This window comes from Sphaerimonospora mesophila (assembly GCF_001417795.1).
GTDB classification, from domain to species: domain Bacteria; phylum Actinomycetota; class Actinomycetes; order Streptosporangiales; family Streptosporangiaceae; genus Sphaerimonospora; species Sphaerimonospora mesophila.
In genome coordinates this window covers 210,730-230,855 of sequence record NZ_BCBX01000031.1, presented here as the reverse complement: position 1 = coordinate 230,855, position 20,126 = coordinate 210,730, and the positions used below count along the sequence as shown (strand labels likewise).

Annotated in this window: 22 protein-coding genes and 1 riboswitch; of the genes, 17 read left to right on the top strand and 5 right to left on the bottom strand. The window is 69.6% G+C overall.

Annotated features, from left to right (window positions below; translation table 11 throughout):
* Window positions 1–161: 161 nt before the first annotated feature.
* The 3 genes from AP234_RS05435 to AP234_RS05425 all read right to left on the bottom strand — a co-directional run bounded on the left by AP234_RS05435 (window position 162) and on the right by AP234_RS05425 (window position 2,541).
* Window positions 162–1,367, bottom strand: a complete 1,206-nt coding sequence (locus AP234_RS05435) for a hypothetical protein (protein ID WP_235557972.1) — start codon at window positions 1,365–1,367, stop codon at window positions 162–164.
* Window positions 1,368–1,674: 307 nt separating this feature from the next.
* On the bottom strand, window positions 1,675–1,914 hold the full coding sequence (locus tag AP234_RS39395) for a hypothetical protein (RefSeq protein WP_431998137.1): 240 nt from the start codon (window positions 1,912–1,914) through the stop codon (window positions 1,675–1,677).
* Window positions 1,915–2,106: 192 nt separating this feature from the next.
* Window positions 2,107–2,541 (bottom strand): hypothetical protein, encoded by a 435-nt coding sequence (locus AP234_RS05425; RefSeq protein ID WP_055478435.1) that lies wholly within the window; start codon window positions 2,539–2,541, stop codon window positions 2,107–2,109.
* 474 nt (window positions 2,542–3,015) lie between these two features.
* On the opposite strand from AP234_RS05425, the gene AP234_RS05420 reads away from it, so the two are divergent.
* On the top strand, window positions 3,016–3,417 hold the full coding sequence (locus AP234_RS05420; protein ID WP_152990258.1) for a hypothetical protein: 402 nt from the start codon (window positions 3,016–3,018) through the stop codon (window positions 3,415–3,417).
* Between the two features lie 51 nt (window positions 3,418–3,468).
* Here the strand turns inward: AP234_RS05420 and AP234_RS05415 are convergent, their stop codons facing one another.
* Window positions 3,469–4,431, bottom strand: coding sequence for a DUF5937 family protein (locus tag AP234_RS05415; protein WP_055478433.1), 963 nt, complete (start codon window positions 4,429–4,431; stop codon window positions 3,469–3,471).
* A gap of 82 nt (window positions 4,432–4,513) precedes the next feature.
* Here AP234_RS05415 and AP234_RS05410 point away from each other — a divergent pair, with 82 nt between their 5' ends.
* The 5 genes from AP234_RS05410 to AP234_RS05390 all read left to right on the top strand — a co-directional run bounded on the left by AP234_RS05410 (window position 4,514) and on the right by AP234_RS05390 (window position 8,288).
* Window positions 4,514–4,987 carry a cupin domain-containing protein gene (locus AP234_RS05410; protein WP_055478432.1) on the top strand — a complete coding sequence of 158 codons (474 nt, stop codon included), beginning with the start codon at window positions 4,514–4,516 and terminating at the stop codon, window positions 4,985–4,987.
* 94 nt (window positions 4,988–5,081) lie between these two features.
* Entirely contained in the window at window positions 5,082–5,459 is a 378-nt protein-coding gene (locus tag AP234_RS05405; RefSeq protein ID WP_055478431.1) for a DUF4267 domain-containing protein, read from the top strand.
* A 295-nt stretch (window positions 5,460–5,754) separates the two neighbouring features.
* Window positions 5,755–6,747, top strand: a complete 993-nt coding sequence (locus AP234_RS05400) for a pirin family protein (protein ID WP_055478430.1) — start codon at window positions 5,755–5,757, stop codon at window positions 6,745–6,747.
* Window positions 6,748–7,216: 469 nt separating this feature from the next.
* A complete protein-coding gene (locus AP234_RS05395; RefSeq protein ID WP_055478429.1) occupies window positions 7,217–7,495 on the top strand; it encodes a hypothetical protein in 279 nt (92 codons plus the stop codon).
* A gap of 166 nt (window positions 7,496–7,661) precedes the next feature.
* Window positions 7,662–8,288 carry a class I SAM-dependent methyltransferase gene (locus AP234_RS05390; protein ID WP_055478428.1) on the top strand — a complete coding sequence of 209 codons (627 nt, stop codon included), beginning with the start codon at window positions 7,662–7,664 and terminating at the stop codon, window positions 8,286–8,288.
* Window positions 8,289–8,307: 19 nt separating this feature from the next.
* Here AP234_RS05390 and AP234_RS05385 read toward each other — a convergent pair whose 3' ends face one another.
* Window positions 8,308–8,871, bottom strand: coding sequence for a dihydrofolate reductase family protein (locus AP234_RS05385; protein WP_055478427.1), 564 nt, complete (start codon window positions 8,869–8,871; stop codon window positions 8,308–8,310).
* Between the two features lie 79 nt (window positions 8,872–8,950).
* Between AP234_RS05385 and AP234_RS05380 the strand changes: the two genes are divergently transcribed.
* The 11 genes from AP234_RS05380 to AP234_RS05335 all read left to right on the top strand — a co-directional run bounded on the left by AP234_RS05380 (window position 8,951) and on the right by AP234_RS05335 (window position 20,109).
* Complete coding sequence (locus AP234_RS05380) at window positions 8,951–9,622, top strand: winged helix-turn-helix transcriptional regulator (RefSeq protein ID WP_055478426.1); 672 nt, start codon at window positions 8,951–8,953, stop codon at window positions 9,620–9,622.
* 177 nt (window positions 9,623–9,799) lie between these two features.
* The gene (locus tag AP234_RS05375) at window positions 9,800–10,246 is read left to right on the top strand and encodes a hypothetical protein (RefSeq protein ID WP_055478425.1); all 447 of its coding nucleotides are present in this window, start codon (window positions 9,800–9,802) and stop codon (window positions 10,244–10,246) included.
* 26 nt (window positions 10,247–10,272) lie between these two features.
* Complete coding sequence (locus AP234_RS37065) at window positions 10,273–10,419, top strand: hypothetical protein (protein ID WP_160330380.1); 147 nt, start codon at window positions 10,273–10,275, stop codon at window positions 10,417–10,419.
* 47 nt (window positions 10,420–10,466) lie between these two features.
* Window positions 10,467–11,255, top strand: a complete 789-nt coding sequence (locus tag AP234_RS05370; RefSeq protein ID WP_055478424.1) for a thioredoxin domain-containing protein — start codon at window positions 10,467–10,469, stop codon at window positions 11,253–11,255.
* On the top strand, window positions 11,252–12,124 hold the full coding sequence (locus AP234_RS05365; RefSeq protein WP_055478423.1) for a cytochrome c biogenesis CcdA family protein: 873 nt from the start codon (window positions 11,252–11,254) through the stop codon (window positions 12,122–12,124). The genes AP234_RS05370 and AP234_RS05365 overlap by 4 nt, the downstream gene beginning before the upstream one ends.
* A gap of 232 nt (window positions 12,125–12,356) precedes the next feature.
* Window positions 12,357–12,929 (top strand): ArsR/SmtB family transcription factor, encoded by a 573-nt coding sequence (locus AP234_RS05360; protein WP_055478422.1) that lies wholly within the window; start codon window positions 12,357–12,359, stop codon window positions 12,927–12,929.
* Window positions 12,922–13,767: an SRPBCC family protein gene (locus AP234_RS05355; protein ID WP_055478421.1), complete on the top strand. Its 846-nt coding sequence runs from the start codon at window positions 12,922–12,924 to the stop codon at window positions 13,765–13,767. Before AP234_RS05360 ends, AP234_RS05355 begins: the two co-directional genes overlap by 8 nt.
* A gap of 236 nt (window positions 13,768–14,003) precedes the next feature.
* The gene (locus AP234_RS05350) at window positions 14,004–14,831 is read left to right on the top strand and encodes an ion transporter (RefSeq protein WP_055478420.1); all 828 of its coding nucleotides are present in this window, start codon (window positions 14,004–14,006) and stop codon (window positions 14,829–14,831) included.
* A 91-nt stretch (window positions 14,832–14,922) separates the two neighbouring features.
* Window positions 14,923–15,038, top strand: a riboswitch (TPP riboswitch).
* Window positions 15,039–15,126: 88 nt separating this feature from the next.
* Window positions 15,127–16,713 carry a phosphomethylpyrimidine synthase ThiC gene (thiC, locus tag AP234_RS05345; RefSeq protein WP_431998251.1) on the top strand — a complete coding sequence of 529 codons (1,587 nt, stop codon included), beginning with the start codon at window positions 15,127–15,129 and terminating at the stop codon, window positions 16,711–16,713.
* Between the two features lie 218 nt (window positions 16,714–16,931).
* Complete coding sequence (locus tag AP234_RS05340; RefSeq protein WP_055478418.1) at window positions 16,932–17,759, top strand: putative protein N(5)-glutamine methyltransferase; 828 nt, start codon at window positions 16,932–16,934, stop codon at window positions 17,757–17,759.
* Window positions 17,760–17,943: 184 nt separating this feature from the next.
* Window positions 17,944–20,109 carry a transglycosylase domain-containing protein gene (locus tag AP234_RS05335; protein ID WP_083501806.1) on the top strand — a complete coding sequence of 722 codons (2,166 nt, stop codon included), beginning with the start codon at window positions 17,944–17,946 and terminating at the stop codon, window positions 20,107–20,109.
* Window positions 20,110–20,126 lie beyond the last annotated feature (17 nt).

The window sequence follows — 20,126 nt, the reverse complement described above, 5'->3', positions numbered from 1 at the left end:
CTCACACCTACAGACGGGCGCGGCGCGGAAACCTAATCGGTGCGCGATCTGCGTCCGCAGGTAGTCCTCGAGTTCCGGACTCAGCACGGCGCATTCGGCGGGCTCGAGCACCACCGACCGGATCTCGATTGATGGCGCCCCGGAGGAACTCGCGGGCTGCTTCATGGCGTGTCGGGCGTGGCCGCGCGGAGTTCGGCGGCCACCGCGCGCTCGCGAAGCTGGGCGGCCTCCGCCCTGGCCACGTCGAGCTGCGCCCGCAGGTCGGCCAGGCGGGCCCGCTCCAGCGCCAGCTCGGCCTGGAGCCGCTCCCGCTCGGCGATGGCCGTACGAGCCTGCTCGACGGCGCGATCCGCCTCGTCCCTGGCGGCCTGTGCCCGTTCGTGGGCCTGCTCGGTCTCGGCGGCGGCCCGCGCCGCAGCCGCCACCGCCTGGTCCCTGGCCGTCTCGGCCGCCTGCGCGTGGGACAGCGCGCGGTCGCGTTCGGCATGCGCCTGGCCGACCGCCCGATCACGTTCGGCTTCGGCGCGGGTGACGGCGCGGTCGCGTTCGGCCTCGGCGGCCTGGGCTCGGGCGAGCGCTGCCGCACTGGCCTGCTCGGCCTCGCGGTGTGCGCGCCGGGCCAGCTCGGCCTCGTTCTTCGCCGCGGTGGCCTCGGCGGCGGCTCGTTCGTGCTCCTGCCGTTCCCGTACGGCGTCCGCTCGCGCCTGGCGTGCCTCCGAGACGGCCTGGTCGACCCGTGTGGTCAGTTCCTTGACGGCCTGCTCGCGGGCGGTCTCGGCCGCCTCTGCCCGGCGCTTGGCCGCGGCGGCCTCCTGCTGGGCCCTCCGCTCGGTGCTCGCCGCCTCGCGCAGGGCGGCCAGTGCCTGCTCGCGGGCGGTCTCGGCGTCGGCGAACGCGCTGTCACGCTCGGCATAGGCATCCTCGGCCGCCTGCCGGGACTCCTGCGCCTCCCGCCGGGCGGCCTGCGTGGCCTCGCGTGCCAGCCGCACCTGTTCCAGCGCCTGCTCGCGCTCGGTGCGGGCGATGGCGACACGGGTGTGCGCCTCGGCCTGGACGGCGCTCAGCTTCGCCTCGACTCCCGCGGGGCTCAGCTCGTCGGCGAGCACCTGGGCGAGCGGCTCGATCGCGGCCGCCAGGCCCTTTTCCATGCGTTCGTACAGGTCCTCCACCCGGGCGAGCGCCCCCTCCAGCCCGGGGGCGGCGCGGCGCATCTCCCTTTCCCGTTTGGCGGCGGCCTGGCAGGCCCCCTGCGGGCAGTACTCCCTGGGCCTGCCACGCCTCACCTGCTGCTCTATCGCGGCGCCGCAGTGCTTGCAGGACCGCGTCGTCACGGGCGGCGCGCTGCCCGTCTTGGGGGGAATCGTCACGCGTGCCAGCCTACCGATTTTCTGTATTTCTGGAAATCAAAATTCAGAAATCCCTATCTGTTGCGCCGCTGAACGGAACGGATAACTTGTGAGACGTGTAATTCCCACAAGTAATCTTCGACGTGGGTCATCCGGACGGAGCCGCCCAGGCGGGACCGATGTCAGGTCTCCCGAGAACCGATGTGATCTCACCGCAGTCGGTGGATCACGGTGTTGATCCTCTCGTCGGCAGTGGTGTCCTCAGGAGCGGGTAACGAGGCGAGGAGGCCCCGGTCTCCTGTCCCTGGCCCACGGTGCAAAGGAGCGGTCAGGGCTTCGTGACCTTCGTCTTCTTCGGTTGACGGGGGACGGTCTTGGCCTTGTTGAGGTGCCCGTACACCATCGACCTCGGCACGCCGGACATGTCGGCGATCTGCTGGACGGTCTTCTCCCGCTCGTCGTAGAGCCGTTGGGCGAGCGCGGACTGGTCCGCCGTGAGCCGTGGCCGGCGCCCGCCGACTCGGCCGCGGGCTCGCGCTGAGGCGAGCCCGTCGTTCGTGTTCGCCACGATCAGCTCGCGCTGGAGCTCAGCATCGCCCGCACTTCCATGGTGGCGGTGTCGATGCCCTGCTCGATGACGTGCAGTCCGAAGCGACGGGGCGGGAAAGAGGGTCGCCGGCCACTCTGCACGGTGGGTCAGAGCTCGGAGAGCGGGTAGGGCCGGCCACCTCGCCGAGCGAGGCGGCCGGCCTGTTCCAAGTCACTCCGGGATCTGCTTCTCGTTCCAGGTGTAGTAGATGTAGGTGCTGTCGGGCCCGGTCATCGTGCCGTAGACCTGCCAGAAGCTGTTGGCGCCGGGCGAGTAGCTGAAGACCTTGTCCCCGGGCCGGTCGTCCACGAACACGCTCGTGGACCCGTCGGCGGCCCGCATCCGTACCTCGATCGTGAATGTCGAGGTGTCCGGGATGTCGAGGCAGACCTCGTACGTGTACGCCACCGGACCATTGGCCATGTAGATACGACCGTCCACCGCCGCCCGCTGGACGTTGGTGGGGACGAAGCTGTTCACAACGCGGGTGTACCCGCCCGTGGAGCAGTCGACTGCGGGGGTGGCCGCGGACGCGGGACTGATGGCGGTGAGCGTGGCGCCGAGTACGCCGATGGTGGCGGCGAGAACGGAGATGGTGCGCTTCATGCCTCTCCTCATCCGTGCGGTGACCCTCCAACCAAGTAGTTGAAGGCTGAACTGATTCTGACTCGATTGCCGCATTCGGACAAGATCGGGCAAGAGTCCGCACACGCTTGAGTCAAGCGGTCACGTTCAGCCCTTCATCGATGAACCCGGCCTTCTCGTTCTCGGCGAGAACGCGGTTCACGAGGGCGCGTCCCCCCGGAGTCATTCAGGGCGTTTGATCTGGGTCCACCTTCGACGGCCAGGTCCCAACTGGTTTCCAACCAGGTCGCAAACGCTTTGCTCCACGGTGACGCCATGCGCCCTCGTACCGATGTCAGGTCTCCCTTACGCATGCGCTCCTCCAGCCGTCGCGGGGATTCGCGCGGGACCCCGGGGAGCGGCACGCCCCGGAAGTCACTGTTCATCAAGATCGGCTCATTCATCGTCGTGACCGTGGCGACGGTGGGATGGACCCTGACGGCCACCGTTCCCGCAGTGGTCGACATCGGACTGGCGACCGGACTCGCCGGCGCTCCCGGATCCCTGACGGTCCTGGAGTGCCACGACTTGAGGTCCGGCAGGTCCAGCAGGCAGATATGCACGGGGAGATTCGTGTACGACGCCACCGGCGAGGAGGTGGCGGTCGGCGCCTTCTCGTGGGCCGAGCCCGGCTCTGTCTATCCCGCCCGGATCACCGCTGGGCGCGACCGGGCTGGATTCTGGGGAATGAAGGGCGTCCTGGGAGCGCTCTTCAACTTCTTCATCGGCCTGGTTTTCATCACCGTGATGGGGATGCTCCTGAGACTTCGGTTCTTCCGCGGGTTCACCCTGGTGGTGATCTTCGCGGTGGAGTCCGTGGGGGTTGTCGTCGGTATCGTCGCGAGGGCGTTCTTGTAGGGGTCGACAAGGCGCGAGCCGTACGGCGGGTTCGGACGGCTCCCGGAGCAGTCATGGTCGCGGCGAGGCCGCGTCCAGGAGAGCACGGCCGGCTTCGGTGAGCTCGTGCGTGACCGTACGACCGGCCCGGCTGCTGTCGATCAACCCGGCGTCTCGCAGGATCGCCAGGTGTTCGCTGGCCGTCGGGGTGGTGACGCTCACCAGCCTGGCCACAACGGTCGTCTGCAGCGGAGTGGTGAGCGCGGCCAGGATCCTCGATCGAGTCGCTCCCAGAAGCCGGTCAAGGGATTTCGGAGTGGGAGGCGTCGCCCAGAGGTACCGCCCGGACGCCGGGTAATAGATCGCCGGAGTCCAGTGGTCTGAGGTGGTGCATTGCACCCGGTCGGTGATGAACAGCGACGGAACGAGAACGAGTCCCTCGGGGCGGTCGACGTCGATGTCGACGTCCGACTCGACCGTGACGGTGTCGCCTTCGTACGCCGCGGAGTGGTGCAGGCGCGGCAGGACTGTACGCAGCCCCTCGCGGTTGACCTGGATGGCCCGGTCCAGCATCTCGGCACGCAGCGCCTGCCGCATTGACGGCCACTCCGGTTCCACGGCCGCCTTCCAGAGGCGGCGCACCGCATCGGCGGCCGCCGATCTGGCTCGGTCGGGGTCGTCGAGCAGGCGGCGGCCGGTTTCTGCCCCACGTCCGATCGTGGCGTCGACCAGCTCGGCGTAGACCTGGTCCGTCGGGGTGGAGAGGAGGGCATCCATGCCTTCCTCGAAGGTCGGCTCACTGGACATGGGCGATGGGTCAAGGAAGTCGGGTCGATACGCGCCGTCGGCCATGAAGACCGTGAGCGCCGTGAGGTCCAGGCCCGAGAGACGGTGGTGGCGACGGCGAAGCCACTGGTGGAACATCGGGTGACGCCGTGGTTCGGTCAGGAGCCGGGCGAGACTGACCACTTCGTGGATCGGCGACATCGCCCATCGCACGCTCGCGGCACCGGCGCCCAATCGATAGCGGATCATCTCCCCATTGTCAGGCCACCGCATTATTAGGCCACCGCCGAAATGAGCGCGAGCGCAGCGGCGAAGCCCCGAGACTCGCGTCATGACTGAGACGAAGCCGACGGCCTGGTTCTGCGACCGACCCGAGCGAGCTCGAAAGACGCGAACCATCCGGCTGGGCGCCGGCGGATCGACGATCGAAGTCCTCGCCGGCCCGGCGGAGACCAGCGGGATCGTGAGCATCTACCGGTGGCGCATGTCGCCCTCCAGCCGAGGCCCTGCCCCGCACTTTCACACGACCTTCAGCGAGACCTTCATCGTCGAAGAAGGTGAAGTCGACTACTTCGACGGTCAGGCCTGGCGAACACTGCTGCCCGGCGACACCGCGCATGCCGCGATGGGTGGCGTACACGCGCTCCGGAAGGAACACGCCGAACCTGCCACCCTCCTCATGGCACTCTCGCCAGGCGTGCCCCGGGAGGAGTACTTCGCGCAGCTCGCCACCGTGAACGAGCGGGACCTGAGCCGGCTTCACGAAGCCCACGACAACCACTTCGTCGACGACTGCGAACGGTGATGGCACCGGCGACGGCATACGCCCCGCCCCGCGACCCACCCGCCACCTGGAATGTGCCCGTAGAACTAACTGCTCCCGAAAGGCGCGACGACCCATGCTCAGCAACATCGCCACAGTGCTCGCCGGACTGATCGGCGCGGGCATCATCTTCATGGGCGCCCGCGCCTTCTGGGAGCCGCAGGCCGCGGTCGGTTTCGGGATCCCCGACACACCGACCGAGGACCGGAGCTTCCACGCCTGGCTGTACGTCAAGGGCGTGCGCGACATCGCCTCAGGGCTTTTCCTCTTCATCCTGCTGGTCGGCGGGACAACCCACCTGCTGGGCTGGTTCTTGCTGGCCGCCTGCGCCATACCCGTCGGCGACGCGGTGATCGTGCTGCGCAGCAACGGGCCCAAGACGGCCGTCTACGGCATCCACGGCGCCACCGCAGTGGTGATGCTGGCGATCAGCACGCTCCTGCTCATCACGTAACCCATCAAGCCGCCTCGGCCCGGGCCCCCTCCTCATCCACGCCGACGCCGTCAGGCAGGCCGGGGCAGCCTTCAGACGGCGTGGAGGAGGAGATGGAGTAGCGGGCCCAGGACGTTGAGGTGTGCGTGGCCGAACGCCGAACCCGTCCTTGTTCGTCTCATTCGATCTGCGGCACCGCAGGTGAGAGATGCCACAGGCGTCAGATCAAACGAGACGGGACAACCGGGTTATGGTTGGGGGCGCCGACCGATCCGGCGCATCCGATCCGGCACGAGTCCCCTGGAGCGCGTCCCGCATGAGCAACGTGGAATCCGTACCAGCCGAGCTGCGCTGCCGGGCCGGCTCCCCCGCTGGCGAAGACGGCGCCGCGGCCGGCGTGGAGGTCCTGACACCGCGGCGGGTCCCCCTGGGCGGGCCCCGGGCGATGAACGTCCACCGGACCCTCCCGCAGCGGCGCCGATCACTGATCGGGGCGTGGTGCTTCGCCGACCATTACGGCCCGGACGACGTGGCCACTACCGGCGGCATGGACGTACCACCTCATCCGCACACCGGTCTCCAGACGGTCAGCTGGCTGTTCGCCGGGGAGATCGAGCATCGCGACAGCCTGGGCGTGCACGCCCGTGTACGTCCAGGCGAGCTGAACCTGATGACCGCAGGTCACGGGATCTCGCATTCGGAGGTCTCCGTGCCCTCGGTCACGACCCTGCACGGCGTCCAGCTGTGGGTGGCGCTGCCGGACGCCGCACGGGACACGGCACGGGATTTCCGGCATCACGCTCCCGAACCCGTCCAGACGGACGAGTACCTGATGCGGGTCTTCCTCGGGTCACTGGCCGGGCAGGTGTCCCCCGTTCCGACCTTCACGCCCTTGCTGGGGGCCGAGCTCACCCTCCGGCCCGGAGGCCGGGCGGAACTGGAGGTGGATCCTCGCTTCGAGCACGGGATCCTGGTCGACACCGGAACCGTGTGCGCCCGAGGCACCGAGCTGGCCCACCGCGATCTGGGCTACCTGGCGGCGGGAGCGTCGACTCTCGTGCTGCACAACACCGGTGACCGGCCGACCCGGCTGCTCCTGCTGGGCGGTGAGCCGTTCACCGAGGAGATCGTGATGTGGTGGAACTTCGTGGGGCGCAGCCACGAGGAGATCGTCGAGTTCCGCCAAGCGTGGGAGGACGGCTCCGACCGGTTCGGCGAGGTGCGCGGGTACACGGGACGGACGTCTCGTCTGCCCGCGCCCGCCCTGCCGAACGCCCGGCTGCAGCCGCGCCGGCACTCCCCCGGCTGAGCCCGATCGGGCCGTCCGGCGGGCCACCGCTTCGGAGCCGGTCCGGGCCGTGGAGGTCCGAGAACAAGGGCAAGGCCGGCTCAAGGCTGGGTGCCGAGCCACTCCTGGAAGGTGGGTCCGGCGAGCTTGGCGTGCGGGCCGGGCAGGAAGGCGCCATTGGCGGCGAGCTCGGCTACGTCACCGGCGCCTACCATGTGCGTAATCCCGAGAAGCTGTCGCGCGTGGAACGGGAGACCGCCGTGACCCGCTGAGCTTGGGCCGAACCCACACAGCCCGTGCTCCTCCTATGCCGTCGCGGTCCGGGCCGTTGCCTGTGCCGTGACCGGGTCCGACCACCGACCCCGCGTCTCTCCGCATGGATCGCCGACCGGCTGTTGCGTACGCTCAAGGACATTCCTGTAGCGGCCCGAATGAAGCGTCCGAGCGCGGGGAGGGCGAGATGTCTCGTACAGGAAAACCGAATGGGCGAGTGACGCCGAGCCTGGCGGTGACCGCGCATATCGCGGCCGGCTTCAGCCTGTTCGTGTTCTGGTTCAACTTCGTCCTGGCCGGCCTCATCGCCGTGATCGGGCTGGTTCTCGCGGGCATGGCGGCCAAGAAGAAAACTGACCGAACCGGCGTCTCCAATCGCGGGGTGGCGGCGGTCTGCGTGATTGTTCTCGTGGCTGTCGCGATTCGCTGGTACCTGTCGACGCCAGTGGAATACGTCATCGACAACACCCCGCGGCCGGGTGATCCGATTCCATAGCCCGCGAATGGCAGGCCCGGTCCGGCATCTGCCGTCACGCCCCGCCGGGTCAGGGGCAGCACTCACCCATGCACGTGGTTTTGCCATGTTGGCAATAGAGTTTGCCGCGGCGGGCGACTGGGGTGCATGGTTGCGGTGCTCGGCCACAGAGGGGAGACGAACCGTCATGTCAGCGGAATTCGGCAAGGCGTACTGGGAAGAGCGTTACCGCGGCCACACCGCGCTCCACCGGAGCGGGCCCAACCCGCAACTGGTGGCGGAGGTCGGGGATCTACGGCCGGGCACGGCACTCGACGCGGGCTGTGGTGAGGGGGCCAACGCGATCTGGCTCGCCTCACACGGCTGGCGCGTGACGGCGGTGGACATCGCCTCGACCGCGCTGCGCCATGCGCGGGAGTACGCCGAAACCTTCGGTGACGACGTCGTGAGCCGGATCGACTGGGCCGAGGCGGATCTGACCGCCTGGACGCCCGCCGAGGAACACTTCGACCTGGTCTGTGCCCACTATGTGCACCCGGCGGCATCCCGCCAGATCGTGTTCCGCCGGCTGGCGGCGGCGGTCGCACCGGGCGGCACGCTGCTCATCGTCGATCACCATCCGTCACACGAGCCGGCCCTCTCGCACGCCACGGTGCCGGCGGTGCACATCACGCCCGCGGAGCTCGCGGCCGGCCTCGACTCCGACCGATGGGACATCGCCGTCGCCGAGGCCAGGACCCGGCCGGCCACCGACTCCGACGGATGCGAGATCACCCTTCACGATGCCGTCCTTCGAGCACGCAAGCGTCCCTGACCGACGAGTGGAACACGCTTCAGCCGCGCGGGACGTCCTTCCCGGTGGGCCGGTATTCCACCAGCAGCACCCGTCCATCGAGGGTCCGGTGCTCGACCAACTCGAGGTCGGCGGAGGCGATGTCGGCGAACGCCGCCTGGCGGCCCGCGTCACCGGCGAACAGCGGGAAGATCATCAACCGGAGGCGATCCACCAGGCCGGCACCGACGAGCTGCCGGGCCAGTGACATGCTTCCCATGGTGCGCAGCGGCACGTCGCTCTGCGCCTTCAACCGCCCGATCTCCTGGATCAGGTCGTCGCTGACCCGGGTGTTGGGCCACCTGGTCTCCGTCAACGTCCTGGAGAAGACGACCTTCTCCAGCCGGGTCATCCGGTGCCACGACTCGTCCTTGGCCGCATCGGGCAGGGCCTCCAACGTCTCGTAGGTCCGCCGTCCCATGATCACCAGCTGTGGCGCGGCGCTCTCGGTCTTGATCCATTCCTCGAGTTCGGGTCCCAGATAACCGAAGTAGCCGGGCAGTCCGTCGCTTCCCGCCCACCCGTCGACCGAGAGAAAGATGTCGACGATCACGTTGCTCACCATGTTCCGCTCCCCCGTCTCGCTCGTAACTTGCCATATGCAAGCATGATTGCTACGAGCAAGTCAAAGGTAGGGTGGGACCATGCGCAGTCGTGAATATGGCCAGTTCTGCGGGTTGGCCCGCGCCGCGGAAGTCCTTGGGCAACGCTGGACGATGCTGATCCTGCGCGACCTCCTCGTAGGCCCACGCCGGTACTCTGACCTGCTGGCCGGGCTGCCCGGCATCGCCACGAACGTCCTTGCCGCCCGGCTCAAGGAGCTCGAAGCCGACGGCCTGGTGACCTGCGAACTGCAGACCGGGAACGGCGGCCGTTCCGTCATCTATCGGGCGACTCCCCGGGCCGAGGAGCTCGCGCCCGCCCTTGACGCACTCGGCCGTTGGGGGGCGGCCACGATGCGCGAGCCGCGCGAGGGAGAGGTGGTGACCGACGCCGCCCTGGTGGCCGGATTGCGGGTCGCCGCCGGTGGACGGGCTCGTCGTCCAGGCCGAGACGTCGTCTACGTCATCAGATCCGGTGCGGCGGTCGCACATGCGACGATGCGCGGCACCACCGTCGAGGTCGAGGCAGGTGAGCACCCTGAGCCCGACCTGGTCGTCGTCGCCGGTCCGGGCTTCCGCGACCTGCTCGCAGGCGTTCTCGATGCCGACGCGGCCATCGAGTCGGGGGCGGTCGAGCTCACCGGCGACGCCTCCCTGCTCACCGAGTTCACGGCGACATTCCGGGTCCCCTACAGCGAGACGGTCACCTTCTGACTGACCACGGATCGAGCACTCTGCGGCCGGGAGCGCTCGAAGCCTGAGCCCTGTGCCTGCTTCCCACCGATCCGGCCGGTGAGAGAGATCACGACTCGGCGAGGACGCTTTTGCCGTGTCAGCGCCCCTCTCATAGGGTGGCAGATGACGCATGTCGCCACGGAGGGACGCCTTTCCATGCACCGCAGCCGCACCACCCGAATGGTGCCGACGCCTGCGGTGCTGAGGCTCTCCGCGCCGGCATTGGTGCTCGTGCTGCTCGCCTTCGCGGCCTTCGCCTGCGGACTGATCTCCACGGTGAGCGTCACCGCCGGGCCCGAGCAGGCCGCGCCGCCCGTCGCCGTGACCGTCCAGGCATCGCCTGACTCGGCCGGCCTCCTCGTCGCGCACGCCACCCCGGACGACGGCGGCGATGGCGCTCCGGGCCGTGGCTGCTCGAAGAGACCGAGTGCGACCGAGGGATCGACGCCCTCCCTCCGGACCGACTCGTACGGGACGGGCCTGCTGAGCAACGCCAGGCCGCCGGCCGCAGGCCGGCTTCCGGCGGACCGGCACAGGACCGATTGCGCCGGCCCGGCCCCTCGAGCCCCCGCACCGACCCTTCTGCCCATTCTGCGGATCTAGACATGCCGGCGCCGATCACGGCGCCCATGACAGAACGTTCGACGCCGGCCGCGCCGCGGCCCCGGGGCGGCGCCCGCTCGACGGTTCACCACCCGTCCGGCCAAGCGGACCGTACGGCACAGCCGACGCCGCCTGCCGTACCGACGCCGTTCACCGGTCCCGATCAGCAGTGAACGGCGACCGATCCACCGCTTTCCTCTCGTCTCATCAGGAGCATCCCGTGTCCAGCACCACCTCCGGCGGCGGCAGAACCCGCGGAACCATCGTCGCCGCGGTCGTCATCTTCGCCGTCCTCATCCTTGGTCTAGCCTCACTCACCGCGACCCCCGGCGGTCCCTCGAACGCGCCGGTCGCCACCCCTTCCACCTCGGCGACCGACGGTGCGCAGACGCAGATGTCGCCGGAGTTGGAAAGGGCGTTGCTCGCCCTGGCCCGGCGTGACGCCGACGACGGCAGCGCCGTGGGGCGCGCGGACGCGCCCGTCGTCATGATCGAGTACGCCGACTTCCAGTGTGCGTACTGCGGAAAGTTCGCGCGAGACACCCACCCTCGGCTGATGAAGTACGTGCAGGACGGCACGCTTCGCATCGAATGGCGCAGTTTCCCGATCTTCGGTGAGGAATCGACGGCCGCCGCCCGTGCCGGATACGCCGCCGCCCAGCAGGGCAGGTTCTGGGAGTTCTACGGCATCGCCTTCGCGAAGGAGCGCAAGCTCAACAGCGGCGCCTTCGCCCCCGGCAAGCTGGAGAAGATGGCTCGCGAGGCGGGCGTGCCCGATCTCGGCCGCTTCCGCACGGACATGGAGAGCAAGGCGGCCAAGGACGCCATCGACCGCGACAGCCAGGAGGGATACGCGATCGGGGTGACCAGCACCCCGGCGTTCCTGGTCAACACGCAGCCCATCTTGGGCGCCCAGCCGCTGGAGGTCTTCGAGGCCGCCATCGAGCAGGCCAGGTCGACCGCCGGCAAGCCCACGGTGACGTCGGCGCCGGAGGCGACGGGGCAATGACCGACATCGGGTATCTGGCCGCGTTCCTCGGTGGGCTGCTCGCGCTGCTCAGTCCGTGCAGCGCTCTCCTGCTGCCCGCCTTCTTCGCCTACGCCTTCGGCACCCCGGCAAGGCTGCTCGGCCGTACGCTGCTCTTCTATGCCGGGCTGTGCACCACCCTGGTGCCCCTCGGCGCGGCCGGATCGCTGGCCGGGCGGCTGTTCTACGGCCACCGCGACCTGCTCGTGGCCATCGGCGGCTGGACGGTCATCGCCCTGGGCGTCGCCCAGGTGCTGGGGCTCGGCTTCGCCTCGCGCCGCATGCAGGAGAAGGCGGCCGGCATCCGACCCGGATCGGCGGGGTCGGTCTACGTGCTCGGCACGGTGTACGGCCTGGCCGGGTTCTGTGCCGGGCCCGTCCTCGGCAGCGTGCTGGCCGTGTCCGCGATCGGCGGCGACCCGGTGTACGGCGGGGCGCTGCTGGCCGTCTACGCGCTCGGCATGGCCTTCCCGATGTTCCTGCTCGCGCTGATGTGGGACCGGTTCCACCTGGGCGGCAGGCGCTGGCTCCGGGGGCGGGGCTTCCGCCTGGGGCCGCTGCACCTGCACACCAACTCGCTGCTGTCCGGGGTCTTCTTCATCCTCCTCGGAGTGCTGTTCTTGCTCTTCGACGGGGCCTCGGCCCTCCCCGGGCTCCTGGGGGTGGACGCGGAGTACGCCGCCGAGCAGTGGGTGAGCCGGATCTCCTCCGGTGTCTCCGACGCAGCGGTCCTCCTGCTCGCCGCCGCCGTCATCGCCGCGGTGATCCTGGTCGTCCGCTTCCGCCGCTCCGCCCCCTCGTCGGGCGGAACGGACGAGGTGACCGAGCCGGGCGAGAAATCCTCACGGTGAATCTCCTCCCCCGCTGACCGACCTGCCGGTCGGCGGGGCAGTGGTCAGAAGTCGCGCGCGGCGTACGACGAAGCCATCGAGCCGGCGGGCGACACGGCCGAGACCGGCTACCTGATCGGCCGTCGCCGTCAGCGTCGAGTTCCGCGTCCTCATTGCGGGTCGGCGCGAGCCTTGCCGATCCTCGCGTGAGCCATTGACAAAATGCTTTTTTACGTACAAGCTTGTTTTTGCGATGAGAGACGTCCTGTACCTGGAACAGATCGAGCAGGCCGAGGCACTGCTCAAGCCGCAGCGCATCGAGGTGCTGCGGCAGCTGGCCGAGCCACGCACCTGCACAGAGGTCGCGGCCCGGCTGGATCAGACGCCGCAGCGCGTCTACTACCACGTCAAACGCCTGGTCGAGGCGGGACTGGTCGAGCAGGTGTCCGAGCGGCGGGTGCGCGGCATCCACGAGGGCATCTATCGGGCCTGCGCCCGCTCGTACTGGCTGTCGCCCCGGCTGGTCGGCCGGGTCGGCGGGCTGCGCCGGCCCCAGGACGAGCTGAGCCTGGGCTACCTGCTCGACCTGGTGGAGGAGGTCCAGTCCGACATCGCGGCGCTCGACCGCGACGCGCCGGAGCTGCCCTCCATCGGCGTGTCCGGCGAGATCCGCGTCCCGGCCGAGCGCCGCCAGGAGTTCCTGGCCGACCTGAGGTCCGCACTACAGACGATCTTCACCCGTTACGGCGGAGCCGAGGGCGACGCCTTCAAACTCGCCGTGGCCTGCTACCCGAAGCCCCATCCCCAAGGAGAGACCGATGACTGAGCCGATGACGCTCCACGCCCGCCTGGCCGCCCCGGTCAAGGACGTCCACCAGGCACTCACCGACCCGGCGGCGCTGCGCGTCTGGCTGGCCGAGCACGCCGAGGTGGACCTGCCGGAGCGGTACGAGTTCTGGGGGCGCTACACCCCCGAGGGCGACGCGCCCCACCAGCGGCTGCTGCACGCCGACGACCGAACGCTGCGGCTGGCCTGGTCACTCGACGGCGTGGAGACCACCGTGGAGATCACCCTGGCGGAGGACGGTCCGGAGTCGACCATCCTGACCCTCTCGCAGAGCCACTTCGACTACCAGGAGATGATCAGCGGAAGCAGCATCCGCGGGGTCCTGCAGACCTTCTGGTGCCAGGCGCTCGCCAACCTGGCCGACTACGTGGAGGGCCGCGAGATCGGCCCCCGCTGCGACTTCACCGACCCGGTGCTGCGGGGCGAGGTCGTCATCGCCGCCCCCGTCGAGAAGGTGTACCACTCCTTGATCGACTCCGCCGAGGTCAGCGCGTGGTTCGGCTTCCCGATCGAGATCGAGCCGCAGGTCGGCGGCCGCTTCGCGATGGGCGGCATCGACAACGACCCGCAGCCCGCCAAGATCATCGATCTCGACCCCGGCCGTTCGATCTCCGTCGACTGGGGCTCCGCGGGTGTCATGTCCTGGGAGCTGGAGGGCTCGGAGGGCCACACCAGGCTCACGTTCGTGTCGAGTGGCTTCGACGAGACCCGTCCGCCGTACGCCGGCTGGGGTGGCTGGCTGGCCGGCGTGGCCGAGCTGCGCCGCTTCCACGAGCTGGACGACTGGCGCCCGATCCTGCTGGCAGAGGCGCCCTGATCCGGGCTGAACGCATAAAGACGAGCGAGAGGACCGATCACCTGGGTCCGGGGGCTCCGATTCGCGTCTCCGGCCCAGGACGTCGAAGAGCACGTGACCATCATCCGCGACGACCGCCGCTCCCTGCGGGAACGGGCCCTGTGGCGGCCGCCCGGCCCGGGCCCGCACCACGGCCGGCGGCACGGGCAACGTAGGATTTCGGGCGATCAAGGAATCTCGCCCCCAGGAGTTTCGGCTTGCCCGCTTTCTCACGTGAACGGCTCCGCACCGTGGTGGATGCTCCGGCGTTCCAACGCACCGTCATCGCCGTGATCACGCTGAACGGGATCACCCTCGGGTTGGAGTCCTCCGCCGACCCGACGGGCCGATACTCGACGGCCTTCTTCCTGATCGACCACGCCATCACGGCGATCTTCGTGGTGGAGATGGTCCTGCGGATCTCCGCGAAGGGGAAGGCGTTCTTCCGCGACCCGTGGAGCTGGTTCGACCTGATCGTCGTCGGGGCGGCGCTCGTCCCGGCCTCGCAGTCGATGTCGATCCTGCGGCTGTTCCGGTTCCTGCGCGTCCTGCGGCTGGTCTCCGTGGTCCCCAACATGCGCCGCGTGGTCTCGGCGCTGTTCACCGCGATTCCGGGGCTGGCCTCCATCCTGGTCCTGCTGCTGCTGTTGCTGTACGTCGCCGCCGTCATCGGCGAACGGCTCTTCCGTGAGGCGGCGCCGCAGCACTTCGGGAACCTCGGAAAGTCGCTGTTCACGATGTTCACGGTGCTCACCGTGGAGAACTGGCCGCAGGTCGCCGAGGACGTGATGGCCACCGAGCCGCTGGCCTGGGTCTTCTTCGCCGGCTTCATCGTGGTCTCGGCGTTCTTCGTCCTCAACCTGCTCATCGGCGTGATCGTCTCCGCGATGGAGCAGGAGGTCAACGCCGTCCGGTGGGAGGAGGACCAGGCGCTGGAGCTGGAGCAGCACATCGCGGTGATGAAAGAGATCCGGGCGCTCAACGAGAAGATCGACCGGCTGGCCGCGGTCCTGCCGGACCCCGCCGACCACGCGCGCGGGGATTGACCGGAGACCGCTGCCGGTGGACATGGCCGCGATGGCGTGCAGGTAAGGCGATCACGCCCTTGCGCGTCATCCGGAGCCGGGTTACGGTGACGCCGTCCGACGCGGGAGCCCGGTGTGACCGGGCTGAGAGGACGGCTATCGATCAGCCGCCGACCGCCAGAACCTGCTCCGGGTAATGCCGGCGAAGGGAGTTGCGCAGATGAGCGACGCGCGTTCTTCCAGGTCTCGTCCTTCCGAAGGCCGTCCTTCCGGGCCCCGTTTCGCCAAGGTCCACGTGGGTGATCTGCGGGTGCCGATGCGCGAGGTCCTGCTGTCCAACGGCGAACGGGTACGGCTCTACGACACCTCCGGGCCGTACACCGACCCGGCCGTCACCACCGACCTCGGCCGGGGACTGCCACGGCTACGCGAGGAGTGGATCCGCGAACGCGGCGACGTCGCCCCGGGCGGCCCGGGCCGGGCGCTGCGCGCGACCGGCGCGCCGGTGACCCAGCTCGCCTACGCTCGGCGCGGCGTGATCACCCGGGAGATGGAGTTCGTCGCGGTCAGGGAGGGGGTGAGCCCCGAGTTCGTCCGGGAGAAGGTGGCCGCGGGACGGGCCATCATCCCGGCCAACGTCAACCACCCCGAAAGCGAACCGATGATCATCGGCCGCGACTTCCTCGTGAAGATCAACGCCAACATCGGCAACTCGGCGGTCACCTCCTCCATCGAGGAGGAGGTGGAGAAGATGACCTGGGCCACCCGCTGGGGCGCCGACACGGTCATGGACCTGTCCACCGGCCGGGACATCCACACCACCCGCGAGTGGATCATCCGTAACTCCCCCGTGCCGATCGGGACCGTACCCATCTACCAGGCACTGGAGAAGGTGGGCGGGGTGGCCGCCGACCTGTCGTGGGAGGTGTACCGCGACACCCTGATCGAGCAGTGCGAGCAGGGCGTCGACTACATGACCGTGCACGCCGGGGTCCGCCTGGCGTACGTGCCGCTGACCACCCGCCGCAAGACCGGCATCGTCTCGCGCGGCGGGTCGATCATGGCGGCGTGGTGCCTGGCACATCACCGGGAGAGCTTCCTGTACGAGCACTTCGCGGAGATGTGCGAGATCCTCGCCGCCTACGACGTGGCGTTCTCCCTCGGCGACGGGCTGCGGCCGGGCTCGATCGCCGACGCCAACGACGAGGCCCAGTTCGCCGAGCTGCGCACACTGGGTGAACTGACCGCGATCGCCCGGGAGCACGACGTGCAGGTGATGATCGAGGGCCCCGGTCACGTGCCGATGCACAAGATCAAGGAGAATGTGGAGCTGCAGCGCGAGCTGTGCGACGACGCCCCCTTCTACACGCTCGGGCCGCTGGTCACCGACATCGCCCCCGGCTACGACCACATCACCTCCGGCATCGGCGCCGCCATGATCGGCTGGTACGGCACGGCCATGCTGTGCTACGTCACTCCCAAGGAGCACCTCGGCCTGCCCGACAGGGACGACGTGAAGACCGGCGTGATCACCTACAAGATCGCGGCGCACGCCGCCGACCTGGCCAAGGGCCATCCGCTGGCCCAGGCGTGGGACGACGCGCTGTCGGAGGCGAGGTTCGAGTTCCGCTGGGAGGACCAGTTCGACCTGTCGCTCGACCCCGACACGGCCCGGTCGTTCCACGACGAGACGCTCCCGGCCGCACCCGCCAAGACCGCGCACTTCTGCTCCATGTGCGGTCCGAAGTTCTGCTCCATGAAGATCAGCCATGACCTTCGGCGGTTCGCCGCCGAGCGGGGGCTGACGGAGTCGGAGGCGCTCACGGCGGGGATGGCCGAGAAGTCCGCCCAGTTCCGCGACCAGGGCGGCGCCGTTTACGTCCCGATCACCGATCGGCCCTGAACCGGTCGCCGTTGCCCGTCGTACGGCCCGCCGAGCCGTATGACGGGCCGTACGACGGGCCGGCCGCCGGGGGCCGTGACCGCCTCTGATAGCGTTTGCGCCTCGCAAGTGATCGTCCCGAGGAGGTGAGCCCCATTTCCGTCAGATCGGGTCGGGTGCTCCCCTCCCCTCGCCCCGCGTAGGCGATCGGAGCCCCACGGCATTCCGAAAGGCGCCCTATGTCGGGTTCCTCTTCTCCCCTGCTCCCCATGTCCGAGATCGTGGCCAGGCTCCGGTCGGCCGGCTGTGTCTTCGCCGAGGACGAGGCGGGTCTGCTCGTCCGCGCCGCGCGTACACCGGACGAGCTGGCCGCGATGGTGGCGCGGCGAGCGTCCGGTCTCCCCCTCGAACACGTCGTGGGCTGGGCGGAGTTCTGCGGCCTGCGGATGGCGGTGGAGCCAGGGGTGTTCGTCCCCCGCCGCCGCACCGAGTTCCTCGCACGCCAGGCGATCGCGCTCATCCGCGGCCTGCCCGCCCGCACCCGGCCCGTGGTGGTCGACCTGTGCTGCGGCTCCGGCGCCATAGGGGCCGCGCTGGCAGCGGCGGCGGGCACGGCTCACCCGGTCGAGTTGCACCTCGCCGACATCGATCCGGCGGCGGTGCGGTGCGCCCGCCGCAACGTCGACGGCGTGGGCGGCCGGGTGCATCGGGGCGACCTGTACGACGCGCTGCCCGGCACGCTGCGCGGCCGGGTCGACGTCCTGGTCGCCAGCGCGCCCTACGTGCCCACCGAGGCGATCGGGCTGCTGCCGCCGGAGGCCCGCCTGCACGAACCGCAGGTGGCGCTGGACGGCGGAGCCGACGGGCTGGACATCGTGCGGCGAGTGATCGCCGAGGCGCCGGACTGGCTCGCGCCGGGCGGCCACCTGCTGGTCGAGACGGGCCGGAACCAGGCGCGACCGGCCGTCGAAGCGGTGGTCGGCGGCGGGCTGACCGCGCGCCTGACCGGGTCGGACGACCTGGACGCCACCGCGGTCATCGGCACCAGGCCCGCCCCTCGCGGCTGACGCCGAGGCCGGCCGCCGTGGCCGCTGATCGTGCGGCGGTCCCGGCGCAACCGGCATGACCTGCGATCATCCATGAACCGATATCAATCGCATCTTCATTACGTATTAGACATGAGGCGGTCGATCTGTTTTGCTGCTGCCTTTCGGACGGCAGCAGCAGAACAGGAAAGAAACGGGGCGTTTCATGTCTGGACGGCGCGAGGGCCGCTCGGGGGCCGCGTCGAAGATCGTGCGCCTGGCCGCGCTGGGGACGGCGGCGGGCACGGTGCTGGCGGCGATCGCATTACCCGCCGTCGGGGGTGTGGGCTTCGGCATCGCCTTCGCGACCGACGAGCTGCAGCTCAAGCCGGTGGACCTGGCGGAGCCTCCCCCGGCCGAGGTCACGATCGTGCAGGACGCCAGGGGCCGGGAGATCGCGAGGTTCTACGAGGAGTATCGCGAGGTCGTCCCCCTCGACCGGGTCGCCGACATCATGAAGACCGCGATCATCTCGATCGAGGACTACCGGTTCTATGAGCACGGGCCGATCGACATCGAGGGGACGATCCGCGCGTTCGCGAGGAACCTGCAGGCGGGCGGGGTGAGCCAGGGCGGCTCCAGCATCACCCAGCAGTACGTCAAGCAGGTGCTGCTCAACTCCGCCGTCACCGAGAAGGAGAAGGCCAGGGCGCTGGAGGCCAGCTACGCGCGTAAGCTCACCGAGCTGCGGCACGCGATGGCGGTCGAGAAGAAGTACACCAAGGACGAGATCCTGGAGAAGTACCTCAACATCGCCTACTTCGGGGCGAGCGCCTACGGCGTGGAGGCGGCGGCCAAGCGGTTCTTCGGCGTCCCGGCGTCCCGCCTCACCCTGCCGCAGGCCGCGACGCTGGCCGGTGCCGTACAGGATCCCAACGCCACCGATCCCAACCTGGGCCGCAAGCACCGCGAACGGCTGCTGAAGCGGCGCAACGTCGTGCTGGACCGGATGGCACAGCTCGGCAAGATCACCCAGGCAGAGGCGGAGAAGGCCAAGGCCACCAGGCTCGGCTACAAGGGAACGCCGCTGCCCGGCGGCTGCGAAACCAGCGTCTATCCGTACTTCTGCCTCTATGTCCGCAACGAGATCCTGCGCAATCCCGACTTCGGCCGTACGGCCAAGGCCCGCCTCCAGCTGCTCAACCGCGGCGGCCTGACGATCAGGACCACGATCGACCCGCGCATGCAGGCGGCGGCCGACCGGGCCATCAGGAAGTGGGTCCGCCCCTCCGACGCCCCGGTCGCGGCCGAGGCACTGGTCCAGCCGGGCACCGGAGCGATCAAGGCGATGGCGGCCAGCCGCCGGTACGGCCGAGACGCGAAGAAGAACGAGATCTCCTACAACCTCGTCGCCGACGCCGCACACGGAGGCGGCATCGGCTTCCAGGCCGGCTCCACCTTCAAGGTCTTCACCCTGCTGAACGCGCTGGCCAAGGGCATGAAGACGGATGACGGCCTCACCGCGGGCGCCGGCTATCGCGCCCCCGCCTATGCCACGTTCAAGAACTGCGCCGGCGACAACATCGGCGACCCGACCCACACCGTCACCAACGACGAGGGCAGCCCCGGCTGGCAGACCCTGCGTACCGGCACCTGGCACTCGGTGAACACGTTCTTCATGGAGTTGGAGCAGCGGGTCGGTCTCTGCGACACGGTCAAGACCGCCAAGTCGCTCGGCATCCACCGATCCGACGGCCAGCCGCTGCGCGAGTACGAGACGTTCACGCTCGGCATCAACGAGATGGACCCGGTCACCGTCGCCAATGCCTACGCGGCGATCGCCGCCCGCGGCAGATACTGCGCGCCGATGGCGATCACCTCGATCAAGGACAGGAACGGCAAGGTCACCACCTACAAACCCCGGTGCCGCCAGGCACTCGACCCGGCGGTCGCCGACGCGGCGGCCGACGTGCTGTCGGGTGTGCTGACCAAGGGCACGATGCGGGGGGTCGGCGGCATCGGCCGCGACGCCGCAGGCAAGACCGGCACCACCGACGGGTACGCCGCCGCGTGGTTCGCCGGATTCACCCCGGACCTCGCCGGAGCCGTCGGCATCGGCGACCCCCGCGGCTCGCGCGACCACAAGCTGACCGGCGTCACGATCGGCGGGCGCTACTACGGCGCGGTGCTCGGCGCCGGCATCCCGGGCCCGATCTGGCGCGACACGATGCTGGGCGCGCTGCGCGGCGTCGAGCCGACCCGGTTCACCCCGATCGACACGGCCCGCTTCGGCGGCTGCGACCGCAACTGCCGCCCGGCCGACCGCCGCACCGGCCACCGGACCGGCTCGCCCGACGACACCGGCGCGGCCCGGGAGGAGGGCGCCGAATGACGGCCCCGGCCGTACGC